This window comes from Sphingomonas alpina (assembly GCF_014490665.1).
In the GTDB taxonomy this organism is placed as follows: Bacteria; Pseudomonadota; Alphaproteobacteria; order Sphingomonadales; family Sphingomonadaceae; genus Sphingomonas; species Sphingomonas alpina.
In genome coordinates this window covers 26,910-39,312 of sequence record NZ_CP061038.1, presented here as the reverse complement: position 1 = coordinate 39,312, position 12,403 = coordinate 26,910, and the positions used below count along the sequence as shown (strand labels likewise).

The following is a 12,403-nucleotide window of genomic DNA, read 5'->3' as shown; positions in this document are numbered from 1 at the left end:
GGGCTAACCATACCGATCCGCCTTTCTCGACAGGAGCTTGTACCTGCCCGACGATGGCGGCGCAATCCGCCCACCGCGCACTTTACCTCATGGATTGTTCGGGGCATGGCATTGATCCGGCACTTGGATATTCATCCGGCGCCCGGAATTACGAGAGCTTCGGATGATCGAAAGCGGCACGCACACGCCAAATGTGTCGGCGGAATCCTTTGGCCTCCCGCCCAATACCGCACTGCGTTACGAGCGGCCGGATCCGCGCCTGGCCGCCTATCTCACCGATTATCATGTGCTTGATTCGGACGAGAGCGATGTCGGTTCCGTCATCGAATGGATGCTGCCGAGTTGGCCGGCGATCCGCGTCATTCTCGCCGACAATCCCATCGCACTGACGATCGGCGGCACGACCTATGATCCGATGCCCGAAGCGACGCTCTATGGTACGACTAGCAAGGCGATGCGCCTGAGGACGTCGGGCGGCGTGACGATTGGCGCGGGAATCACCCCGCTTGGCTGGTCGCGGCTGTTCCGTGGGCCTGCCGACGGGTATCGCGACCGGATCGTGTCGCTCGACACGGTGATGCCCCCTGCAATCGTTACGGAACTCGTTTCGCTCTTGCGGGCGTCCGATCGCGCGCTGGACGTAAAAGCCATTCTCGACCGTTTCTTCCTCGATCATATGGGTCCACCGGACCGCAACGAAGCCGAAATCAGGGCGTTGATGGCGCTGATCGTCGATGACAAGACGCAGGATTTGTCGACCGCGGCGGCGCGGATCGGGATCGACGCTCGTCGGCTGCGTCGGCTGGCGACGCGCCATTTCGGGTTCCCTCCCAAGACGCTGCTGCTGCGCGCGCGATTCCTGCGTTCGTTCCTCAAGATGCTCGCCGTGCGCGACCATGCCGATTATTCGCTGATCGCCACCACCTATCACGACGCATCACATTTCCTGCGCGACGCCAACCGTTTCCTCGGCATGACGCCGCGGCGCTTCATGGCCATGAGGACGCCCTATCTCGATGCCGCGCTGCGCGCTCGTGCCGTCGTATTCGGTACAGCGACCACTGCGCTGCACGATGTGGATGCGGGATAAGCTCGCACAGATGAATCGGTTCGTCGTCATTTCGGGCTGCTCAGGTGGCGGCAAGTCGACACTGCTCGGAGAGTTGGCGCGACGCGGCCATACTATAGTCGAAGAACCCGGCCGCCGGATCGTCGAGCAGGAGCTGGCTTGCCGCGGCTCTGCATTGCCATGGGTCGATGGCATCGCGTTTGCCCACCGCGCCATCGACGTCGCGCTGACCGACCGGGCAGCCGTCGAACATTTGTCAGGCTGGGTTTTCTTCGACCGCAGCGCGATCGACGCGGTGGTGGCGCTCGACCATCTATCGGAGGGTCGAGGCCGATATGCCGGAACCCTGCCGCGCTATCACGACACCGTCTTCCTGACGCCGCCCTGGCCGGAAATCTACGTCAACGACCGTGAGCGGCGCCACGGTTTCGATGACGCCGTCGCGGAATATCAGCGCTTGCTGGTCGCCTATCCGGCGCATGGCTATCGCGTATCGGTGCTCGCCAGGATGACGGTCGGCAAACGCGCCGATGCCATCCTGACGGCGCTGGCACAGTCGGCCTCGGTCTGCTGACGCAAACGCCGCCCGCCGCTTAGCGCCCGATCGAGCTATAAGCGAACCCCGCCCGCTCGACTTCCGCCGGCGGGTAGATATTGCGCAGGTCGACCATGACCGGTGTGCCCATCACACCCGCAAGCCGCTTCAGATCAAGCGCCCGGAAAACGTCCCATTCGGTGACGATCACGACTGCGTCCGCCCCGGTCGCTGCCTCATAGGCATCCTTGCAATAAGCGATCTCGGGCATCATCGCCTTGGCGGGCTCCATCCCTTCGGGATCATAGCCGCGCACGGTCGCACCCGCGTCGATCAGGCTCTGCACGATCGCCAAGCTGGGCGCGTCACGCATGTCGTCGGTGTTGGGCTTGAAGGTGAGGCCGAGCACCGCAACGGTCTTGCCCTTACCGTCGCCGCCCAATGCCTTGATCACCTTGCGGCCCATCGCCCGCTTGCGGTTATCGTTGACCTGAACCACCGCTTCGACGATCCGCACCGGCGTTTCGTAATCCTCGGCGGTCTTGAGCAGGGCCAGCGTATCTTTCGGGAAGCATGATCCGCCATAGCCCGGCCCGGCATGAAGGAATTTCGATCCGATCCGGTTGTCGAGACCGATGCCGCGCGACACATCCTGAACGTTCGCACCGACCGCTTCGCATAAGTCCGCAATCTCGTTGATGAACGTGATCTTGGTCGCCAGGAACGCGTTGGCAGCATATTTGATCAACTCGGCGGTGCGTCGCCCGGTGAACAGGATCGGGCTCTCATTGAGGTAGAGCGGGCGATAGACGTCGCGCATTACCTGCATCGCACGTGCATCCTCCGTACCGATGACAATTCGGTCGGGGCGCTTGAAGTCTCCGATCGCCGCGCCTTCGCGCAGGAATTCCGGATTCGAGACCACAGCGACCTCATGACCATTGACCAACTCGGCCATGATCGCCTCCACCTTGTCGCCAGTGCCAACCGGGACGGTCGACTTCGTCACGATCACGATCGGGCCGGTCACCGCTTCGGCGATCTCCCGCGTCGCGGCAAAGACATAGGAAAGGTCGGCATGGCCATCGCCGCGCCGCGACGGCGTGCCAACCGCGATGAACACCGCATCGGCACCCGCAACGGCGCTCTTCAAATCAGTGGTAAAGGTGAGCCGTCCGGCCGCGACGTTGGCCGCGACCAGCTTGTCGAGGCCTGGTTCGAAGATCGGCATCCGCCCCGCTTCGAGTGCGGCGATCTTCGATTCGTCCTTGTCGACGCAAATCACGTCATGGCCGAAATCCGAGAAGCAGGCGCCGGAAACCAGGCCGACATAGCCCGAGCCGATCATCGTGATGCGCATGGTGGACCGTATCCCATTGGTTGCAGGCGTTGCCGCCCGTGTCACCGCGATCCTCTAGCCGAACATCGCCGAATTGCCACCCCATTGGCTTGCATCAACAGGACCATGCGCGACGAACACGAGGAATTCGAAGCCTAAACATTTAAAAGACCAGACACACAAAAGGGAGGCCAGCAATGCTGACCTCCCTTCCGTGTTTCGTACGAGACTGGGCTTAGTTGCCCGAGCCAGGCCCGTAGCTGATTTCCACGCGGCGGTTTTCCAGCTCGCGAACGCCATCGGCGGTCTCGATGCGGGGGCGGCTTTCGCCGAACGCTTCGGTGGAGATCACGCTGTCCGGAACCGAGTGCGACGTGAAGTAGCCCTTCACCGCGTCGGCACGACGCTGCGAGAGACCCACGTTGTACTTCGGCGAACCCGACTTGTCGGCGTGGCCGGCAAGCATGATCTGGGTATTGCCGCAATTCTGGTACTGCGAGATCGCGTTGTCGAGCAACGACGCCGCCTGCGGCGTGATGTCCGACTTGTCCCACTCGAAGAACACGATGTACGGCCCAGGCGAGCACACCACTTCCGGCGGAGGAGGAGGTGGCGGCGGCGGGGGTGGAGGAGGCGGAGGAGGCGGCGGGGGGCGGAGGCGGCGGTGCAGCCGGCTCGCCGAAGTTGTAGGTCAGGCCACCCAGGATGCTGTGCGTCCGGACCGTGCCGTCGAAAGCACGACCGGTGACATCGACCAGACCGACGTTCCGCGCGTTGAAGAAGCGATACTTCAGCGTCGCATCGATATGGCTGGTGATCGGAGCACGGATACCCGCAAGACCCTGCCACGCGAAGACCGTGTCGGAATCGTCCAGGAAGTCGCCGCGCGTGTTCAGTCCATAGCTGGACTTGACGCGAGCGACGCCGACGCCGCCGCCGACAAAGCCCTGAATGCCGTCGTCTTCACCGAAGTCGAGCAAGCCGTTGACCATGAAGCTGAGCACCGAAGTCCGGCCACCGGCATAGTTATAGGTGCCTGCGGGAAGGTTCGAAATCCCCCCACTCGCCAGGTATGCCGGCGTGGTCACGCTCGAGCGATAGGAGTCAACCGTCGCGCTCTTGTAGCCGACTTCCGCTTCAACGCGGAAGGGGCCGAAGTCGTAGCCAATGACGCCGTCGACGTCATAGCCATATTTAGAATCAACCGTCGAAGCGTCGCTTACCGCGCCGATATCGAAGTTAATGTCTTCCACGATCATCGCGCCACCTTCGACGCCCACGTACCACGAATCATCGCGTGCGAGGGCTGGTGTGGCGAGAGCAGTGGAGGCAAGCGCCATAGCGATGGCAAGCTTCCGCATAAAAATCCCCTTTCGTCGTTGTCACTCGGACAGCGCAAACTCCCCTACCCAAAGGTTGGTTTCCACGCAAGCGCACAAATTTTGCACGCTGTTGCCTTAACGCAACATAAGCGGGTGATTTCCTGCATTTCGATTAAGATCATCCGACACCCGATGCGGCTCGAACCGGGGGCCGAATATCTTCAAAAAGCCTTTGATCGCCCAAGCGGCTCTGTCCGCGTCGAAGGGGCGTGACCGAATGCAAGGCGGCGCAAATCCAGCGACGGTTGGCGAAACGCGCCCTTTTGCCTCTCCGAAACGGCGCATTTGCGTGACTTCCGGCGATTGCCACTGCTTTGTTATTGGCAAAAACGGACGGCGCCGATGTAACGAGCCGCCACCACCGCGCATGCCTGCGATCCGGGCGGACGCCTCAGTGATCGGCGCGCGCCATCGTCATGCAGGAGATTTCGCCCCTCCGGTGAAAATAACCGCGTGCGCGGTTCTTTTTTGGACAATTATTCCGGCAGTGTCGTCATGCCGCCATGACGACAGCGCCAAAAACTGAAATCTCCGTTCCAGCGAGCGGTGATTCGCGTTTGACGGACCGGTGCAGCGCATGTCGTTATCCCGCAACAGGCGTTCGGAAGCGGGCATGGAGGGTCGCGACTTCATCGAAATACCCCGCACCGCAACATCGTTGCGATCGACGGGGCCGTTGGCCGAAAGAATCGCATCCGGATTGGCGATCTGCCTGAATAGCGACAACGGCGATTGCCGGGGTCAGGCCCCTGGATCCCGCGTCGCGAGCCATATGATGTGCCGCGCGCCCTTGCCGCCGGTACCCGACCGAACCACCAGCTCTTCGACCGAGAAGCCGTCGCGCAGGCGCCGCGCGAAGGTTGCCTCGGCGCCTGCCGACCATATGGCGAGAACACCGCCGGGACGCAGCGCCGCGCGTGCCGCCGCAAGCCCGCGCGCCGAATACAGGCCGTTATTGCCACCGCGCGTCAGTCCATCCGGTCCATTATCAACGTCGAGCAGGATCGCATCGAACGCCGCGTCCTGCGCCCGGATAAGTGGTCCGACATCCCCTTCGATCACGCTGACCCGCGAATCTTCCAGGCTCCCGCCATGTACTGCCGCCATCGGGCCCCGCGCCCAGTCGATCACCGCCGGTACGAGTTCAGCGACCGTCACCTCGGCCGCCGCACCGAGTACCGTCAACGCGGCACGCAAGGTAAATCCCATCCCCAATCCACCGATCAGCACCTTGGCATCGGTGCGCGCTACCCGCGCCAGCGCCAACGTCGCGAGCGCTTCCTCCGAGCCGCGCACCCGACTGCTCATCAATTCGTTGCCGCCGAGCATGATCGACCAGTCGCCGCCGCGCCGGAACAGCTTGAGCTCGCCGCCCCCGGGCACATCGGCGCTATCGATCAATTCGCGTGGAACCATGGCTCCGGCTTTAGCGACGCTCGTCCGTTCACACCACCCACATCGCAGATCCTACGCCGACCTGGTGTCATGGGCGGTCCGGATTTTGCCTATTTGGCGATGATGACTTTGGCAGCCGACCTGCCTAAACCAAGCGTCGGGCACCGCGCCGTTGGCGCGGTGCCCTGATCCGCTCAGCGGCATTTCACCTGCTGATTATTCTGGTCGATCGATTTGCCGGCGACACCGCCGACGATCGCGCCCAGTATCGTACCGACGCCGCGCGAATGCCCGCCATCGATCACATTGCCAAGCACACCGCCGCCGATCGCACCGACGATCAGACCGGTCGTGCCGTCATTGCGCTTGCAATAATAACGCCCGTCCTGGCCGCGATAGACGCGCTCGTCCGCGCTGAGCACGCGCTCCTGATAATTGCCGTCGCGATAATAGCGTGACGGCTCATATCCGCTTTCAAGCCGATCGTCGTCATAGCCGCCCGGTGCGTTGTTATAGCCGCCGGGACCGCCATAGCCGGGGCCGCCATTATAGCCGCCAGGACCAGGACGTCCGCCGCCACGATTGCGTGCCTGCTGGTAACGGTCATATTCCTGCTGGAACACGCGAAGCTCATCCTGCAGTCGCTGCTGCGCCTGCTGGAAGCGTTGCTCCTCCTGTCGCGTCTGCGCGCTAGCTGGCGCAGCAAAGGCCATCAGGCTGGTGGCGCAAAGCGCGGCGACGATCGTGAAACGCGACATACTTGTTCTCCGGCGTGGTTCGTTGACCCCAACCGACATGGACGCCCTTTGTTGCGTCACTGTCAAATCGTTACGCATCCGATATCGTGGGATCGCGCCGAAACGGCTCGATTTCAGGTTGGGATTTCAGCCCGACGCCCTGGCGCAATACTCAATCAGGCGATCGCGTCTATCAGCCCCGCCCAGGCGGCGATTTCGTCGTTGAAATGCCGATCGACCGTTACGTCGCCGGCGATTCCCCGGTCCGCATCGACATCGGCCGATCCTGCCCAGTCATAGGTCGCATTACCGGACAAGCGGACCATGCCGTCACTTTCGGCCTGTCCCCTGACCAGCCCGCCGCGATTGAAGACGCTCAGTTCCACGCCGAACTCCACGCGCCCGGTCAGGCATGCAGCGAAGACCGACGCCGCCATCGCACTGCCACAACTGTCGGTCAGCCCGACGCCACGCTCGAATGTCCGAACGAACAGATCCGCCCCGCGCATTTCGACGAACGAGACATTGGCGCGGTTGGGCAACCAGTCCGGCGCCGCCTCGCACAGCTCACCGATCACGACCAGTTCCGCGTCGTCGATCGTCTCGACGAAACTCACCAGATGCGGATTGGGCATCGCCACTGCCGTGAACAGCCGGGACGAGGGCAATGCGGCGATCGTCTGTTGCACGATCTGGTGCCCGGCGCCGTGCAGCGGCCATTGCGTCACATCGAGATCGGCCGGTCCGGCCGTTTCGCGGATCGTCACCACGCCCGGCGCGAGATCGGCATCGCGCTCGGCATGGGCACTCGATGTCTTCAGCTGCACCTCGGCGCGCTCGATCGACAATGCCTCGAAACCAGCCCGCGCCACGCAGCGCAAGCCGTTGAGGCATGTCTCCGCCTCACTGCCGTCGGAATTGAACATGCGCATGCCGAAATCGTGCAGCTTATCCCCACCAGTCAGCAGCAACAGCCCGTCGCCACCGACCGGTCCGCGCCGATCGGCCAGCGCACGCGCGACCCCGGCCCAGACCATATCGTCGAGATCGAGATCGCGCGCATCGATCAGCGGGAAATCATTTCCCGAACCATGGCATTTGACGAAATCGAGCCGCATGGCGGCCTTATAGCGAGAGCGTGGCAGTCACGCCACCGGGTCCGACGCCATCATGCCATCGCCGCGACGATCGCCCGCTCCTTCGCAATGATCGGCGCAAAGCTCGGTCGTGCAAGGATGGCGGCGACATAGGCCGCGGTCCCGGGCCAGCGCACCGGATCGATAACGACGCTCAGATGATCGAGATTCACGAACGGCGAACATACCGCGAGATCGGCCAGCGTAATGCGATCTTCGACCAGGAAGCCCGATCCCGGCACGACCCCTTCGAGATAGTCGAGCAGGGGTGGCAACTCGGTCGCCTCCGCCGCTGCCGCGATGCTTTCGTCGCCAGCGATCTTGAGCACCTTGGGCGCTACGAAACGGTTGAAGAACAGCTTGCCGCCAAGCGCGCAGACCATCGTATCGGCAAATTCCTCATACCAGACAGTGCGCGCCCGCGCGATCGGATCGGTCGGAATCAGGTTCGGTTCGGGAAACTTCGCCTCGATATACGTGATGATCGCGGTCGAATCCGAAATGCAGAAGTCGCGCCCCTTGTCGGCGCCGGGATCGCGAAAGCCCGGCATCTTGCGGAACGGGCTCGCCTCCTCGAATTCGGGACCGCCACGCCCCATGCCGCCGTTCTTGAGTTCCGGCACGATGCCTTTTTCAGCGGCGAACGCCATCACCTTGCGCACGAACGGAGACATGGTCGAACCATAGACGATCATCGGAAATCTCCCCAGATTATGCGATAATGGTAATAGTTGCGTTTTAAAATGCAACCTTTCCATTCGCCACAAGACAGGCTGCAACCTTTATGTCACCTTGCCCGGCATGACCTTCGGGGACGCCGCTTGACCGCATTATTGTTTATCGCGCTCGTTGCGGCGGGCTTTGCAATCGCCCGGCTGTTCAACCGGGTTGCAAGACTCGAACGCTGGGCCAGGGTGCTGCAGGATCGACTGAACACACTCGACCCCGATTTGGCCAGGCCGCTACAGGAGCCCACCCCGCAGACTGCCCCCTTGCCGCCGCCCGTGGTTCGCGCTCAGGCCCGGCCGGCGCCCCCTCCGCCAGCAATTCTCGCGCCACCGGAGCCGCCCGAGCCGATCACACCGCCTGCGCCCGCCCCGTCACCGCCAACCGCACCGGCGCAGCCGGCGCGGCCGGCGCGCGAGCCCGTTCGGCTCGGCTTCGAGGCGATCGTCGGCGGCAAATTGCCGATCTGGATCGGCGGCGCCGCGCTGGTCCTCTCGGCTTTCTTCCTGGTGCGCTTCTCGATCGAGAACGGACTGCTCGGCCCGGTCGCGCGCACGATCATCGCGACGCTGTTCGGGATCGGCCTGATCGCGGCAAGCGAAGTCGCACGCCGAATCCCCGCAACGCGAGACGATCCGCGCATCGGCCAGGCGCTGGCAGGTGCAGGGATCGCGATCCTCTACGGCACGCTTTATATCGCCGCCGCGCTGTACGACCTGATCGGCGACCTGACCGCATTCATCCTGATGATCGGCGTGACCGTCGCTGCGCTCGGGCTGGCGCTGCGCCACGGTCCGCCGACCGCGATCATGGCGCTGATCGGCGGCTTTGCCGCGCCGCTGATCGCCGGATTCAGATCCGCCGGGATCGGCCCGTTGCTTGCCTATCTCGGACTGCTCGTCGCGGCCCTGTTCGGCCTGGCCATCCGGCGCGGCTGGGTCTGGCTTGCACTCGCCGCCTGCGGTGGCGGGTTCGCCTGGGTCAATCTGCTGATCGCAACGCTCGTGGCAAAGGATCTGGCCGGGGTCGGCGCCTTCGTCCTGCTGCTGGCGATCGGCGCGACGCTCGCGCTGCCGCGAACCGGCGCCGCGCGGCCCTGGCTTCGCTTGCTGCCGCTGGTGGCTGGGCTGGTACAATTGCTGGTCCTTGCTCCCGCGCTCGATTTCGGACCGCTGGCCTGGGGCCTCTACCTGCTGCTCAGCGCCGCCGCACTGTGGCTCGGCTGGCGGGATGAGGCGCTGGCGCCGGGTGCCGCCGCCGCACTGGGGCTGGTGCTGCTGCTACTCGCCGTCGGCCTTGACCGGCACAGCGCCACGGCGCCGATCGCCGCGATCGCCATCACTGCACTGTTCGCGATCCCCGGCCATCTGCGCGCCCGTACCAACTGGCTCTGGGCTGGCATCGCCCTTGGCGGCACGGCCGGTCCGGTATTGCTCGCCAATGCCATCGGGCATCAATTGCTCATTCCGCTCGGCTGGGCGGCGCTGCTGGCGCTGGCAGCGGGAGCAAGCGCGTCGCTAAGCTGGCGCGACCGGTCGAGCGCGCGCCCTGAACACATCTTCCTGCCGGCACTAACCGGGGGTGCGGCACTCGCCGCGATCCTGTCGATGGTCGCCCTGGTCGAGCTGCTTCCGATTCCGTGGCGCTGGCCGGCATGGCTGGCGGTCGGCCTCGCACTTGCCGCCTGGGCCCATCGCAGCAAGGATGGCAGCATCGCTCTGCTCGCCCCGATCGTCGTGGCCGCGACAGGCCTGGCGGTGGTCGCCGGGTTCTTCGAACTTGGCGACTATCTCGGCAGCGTGATCGATACCGAGCCATTGCCGCCGGTCGCCGACCTGATCGCGATCGGCGTGCTGCCGCCAGCGTTGCTCGTCGGCATCGCACGCCTCTTGCCGCGTGGCCGGACCGCGATGGGGATCGAATGGATCGCCTTCCTGCTGGCACTGGCCTTTGTGCCGGCGATTCTGCCCGCGCCCTGGCATGCCGCCGGACTTGGCCTTGCCGCCCTGGCGACGATCGCGGGGCGTCTGCCGCGCAACAAGACCCTGGTCGCCCTGGCGGCGATGGTCGCCGCCATGCTGCCGGTCCTGGTCCAATTGCTCGAGTTGATCGGACTGTCGCTCAGCGGCGATGCCCTGCCCTACAATCTGCTGCCGCCGATCGCGATGGTGCTGCGCGACCTGGCCCTTCCCGCCGCGTTCGTCGCCGGCGGCCTGCTGCTGCGGCGTGACGCGTTGGAGGTTGCGCGGCAGGGCGTGATTGCCGCGCTTGCGGTCGCCGCCATTGCCACGCTGTATGCGCTTGCCAAGCAGCCGCTGGCCATTGCCACCCTGCCCCGCTTCGAAGCGGTCGGGTTCCTCGAACGCGCGATCCTGACACAAGCCATCCTCGCTGCGGCCTGGGCATTGCGCGCGCGCCAGCCCAGATTGTCCGAGGCATTGCTGTGGTTCGGCCTGGCCCGCTTCGCCTGGTTCGACCTGGGCTGGTTCAACCCGCTGTTCGTCACCCAGTCGGTCGGCAGCCTGCCGCTGCTGAACCTGGCCACGATCCATGTCGGCCTGATCGCGGCCTGGCTGTGGCTGACAAAGGAAGATCGTCGCTGGCGTATCGCGACGCTCGGTCTGGTCGCGCTCGCCGTCGCGGTGACCGTGCGTCAGGCGACGCATGGCGCCTTCCTCACCGGCGATCTGGGCCGGACCGAGAACTGGCTCTATTCCGCCGCGCTGCTCGGCCTGTCACTGGCCTGGCTCGCGCGGGGCATTCAGAGCGGCGCCGGCGACCTGCGCGTTGCCGGCCTCGCCCTGCTCACGCTGGTCACGCTGAAGGTCTTCCTGATCGACGCGTCCGCGCTCGCCGGCATCCTGCGCATCCTGTCCTTCCTCGGGCTCGGCATTGCGCTGATCGGCATTGGCTGGGCCTATGGCCGGGTCATCGGCAAGGCAAAGACGATATCCGACGCAGCCGAAACGTGACCAGCCCGATACGACACTACCAACGCATGACGTAACCGATATCGGGCTTGGCGCGCCCGGCGACCTGATCGCGCCACACGCGCTGCATCGCCTCGCCGCCGCTTTGGCGGTCCACCGTCACCCAGCCATCGGCATCGATGACGAAAGCGTGCCAGCGTTCCGCCACCGCGGTCTGGAATCCATCCTGCCCGATCGCCCCGATCAGCGTCGCCGCGGCATCGGGGGCGAAGAACCAGACCGGCTTCGGCCCGGCCGTCGCGACGCCAGCGTCGGCCCCGCCCTCATCGTGATGCGTCACGCCGACCTTCAGGATGTGCACCAGCCGATCGGCGAGCCGCGCATGGACATCGGCAAGCACCCCGGCATTGCCGGCGAAATCGACCAGCACCGCCGTACCCGCCACCTCCAGGGCATCGAACGCATCATAGGCAACGACCTGATCGTACAGCCCGGTCTGTTCGACAAATGCGATATTCGATTCGCTGGTCAGGCCGATCCGCCGGATCCCGGGGCTGCTCGCCCGCGCGACATGCGCCAGGCCCATCGCGGTCTTGCTCGACGCGCTGGTCAGGATCACGCTGCCGGTGCCATGCCAGTCCTGCCGCCGCAGCTGATCATCGATCAGGAAGCTGGTCAGGAACAGCGGCTCGAACAACATCCGCGCATCTTCGCGCGCCGGGTCATGCGCCGGGTCCGCGGCGAGCCGGCGATACTGGTTATAGACCGCCGCCATCGGCTGGCGATGCGTGGTCATGTCGCGGAACAGCCCGGCCGAAACCTTGCCCGGTGCGACGATCAGATGAGTCGCCATCGGCAGATAGCCATAGACCCGCTCGCCGACCGCGATATCGGGATGCCGCGACGCCGTGACTCGCGCATGACCCCAGACCGGCACAATCCCCCACCCCTCGGGCGCGGGGAAGAAATACCAATATTTCACCTGCTCGCCGACCACCGCATAGGTCACATTATTGGCGGTCAGGGCGAACGCCTCGATTGCCAGCAACACCTCACCATCCTTTGGCTCGGGCGCGATCGTCTCATTGATCGCGGTTTGCTCCAGCGCATCCTTGCGCACCATCATCTCGCGCTTGACCGGCATCGCTCTCTCC

General features: G+C 64.5%; 10 protein-coding genes and 1 pseudogene. 3 read left to right on the top strand and 8 right to left on the bottom strand.

Features of this window, described 5'->3' with window-relative positions; all coding sequences use genetic code 11:
* Positions 1-163 precede the first annotated feature (163 nt).
* A complete protein-coding gene (locus H3Z74_RS00200) occupies positions 164-1,090 on the top strand; it encodes a helix-turn-helix domain-containing protein (protein ID WP_187762034.1) in 927 nt (308 codons plus the stop codon).
* A gap of 10 nt (positions 1,091-1,100) precedes the next feature.
* Complete coding sequence (locus H3Z74_RS00195) at positions 1,101-1,643, top strand: AAA family ATPase (protein WP_187762033.1); 543 nt, start codon at positions 1,101-1,103, stop codon at positions 1,641-1,643.
* 19 nt (positions 1,644-1,662) lie between these two features.
* Here H3Z74_RS00195 and H3Z74_RS00190 read toward each other — a convergent pair whose 3' ends face one another.
* The 7 genes and pseudogenes from H3Z74_RS00190 to H3Z74_RS00160 form a co-directional block, all read right to left on the bottom strand.
* Complete coding sequence (locus tag H3Z74_RS00190; RefSeq protein ID WP_187762032.1) at positions 1,663-2,964, bottom strand: UDP-glucose dehydrogenase family protein; 1,302 nt, start codon at positions 2,962-2,964, stop codon at positions 1,663-1,665.
* Positions 2,965-3,178: 214 nt separating this feature from the next.
* Positions 3,179-4,304: pseudogene (locus H3Z74_RS00185) on the bottom strand (OmpA family protein).
* Between the two features lie 435 nt (positions 4,305-4,739).
* Entirely contained in the window at positions 4,740-5,051 is a 312-nt protein-coding gene (locus H3Z74_RS00180) for a hypothetical protein (protein WP_187762031.1), read from the bottom strand.
* 15 nt (positions 5,052-5,066) lie between these two features.
* A complete protein-coding gene (locus tag H3Z74_RS00175; RefSeq protein WP_187762030.1) occupies positions 5,067-5,741 on the bottom strand; it encodes a spermine/spermidine synthase domain-containing protein in 675 nt (224 codons plus the stop codon).
* Positions 5,742-5,914: 173 nt separating this feature from the next.
* Complete coding sequence (locus H3Z74_RS00170) at positions 5,915-6,478, bottom strand: glycine zipper 2TM domain-containing protein (protein WP_187762029.1); 564 nt, start codon at positions 6,476-6,478, stop codon at positions 5,915-5,917.
* Positions 6,479-6,633: 155 nt separating this feature from the next.
* Positions 6,634-7,575: a diaminopimelate epimerase gene (dapF, locus tag H3Z74_RS00165; protein ID WP_187762028.1), complete on the bottom strand. Its 942-nt coding sequence runs from the start codon at positions 7,573-7,575 to the stop codon at positions 6,634-6,636.
* Between the two features lie 50 nt (positions 7,576-7,625).
* Entirely contained in the window at positions 7,626-8,288 is a 663-nt protein-coding gene (locus H3Z74_RS00160; protein WP_187762027.1) for a glutathione S-transferase family protein, read from the bottom strand.
* Positions 8,289-8,414: 126 nt separating this feature from the next.
* Between H3Z74_RS00160 and H3Z74_RS00155 the strand changes: the two genes are divergently transcribed.
* Positions 8,415-11,291, top strand: a complete 2,877-nt coding sequence (locus H3Z74_RS00155; RefSeq protein WP_187762026.1) for a DUF2339 domain-containing protein — start codon at positions 8,415-8,417, stop codon at positions 11,289-11,291.
* A gap of 16 nt (positions 11,292-11,307) precedes the next feature.
* Here the strand turns inward: H3Z74_RS00155 and H3Z74_RS00150 are convergent, their stop codons facing one another.
* Complete coding sequence (locus tag H3Z74_RS00150) at positions 11,308-12,393, bottom strand: DUF2855 family protein (protein WP_187762025.1); 1,086 nt, start codon at positions 12,391-12,393, stop codon at positions 11,308-11,310.
* Between the last annotated feature and the right edge of the window lie 10 nt (positions 12,394-12,403).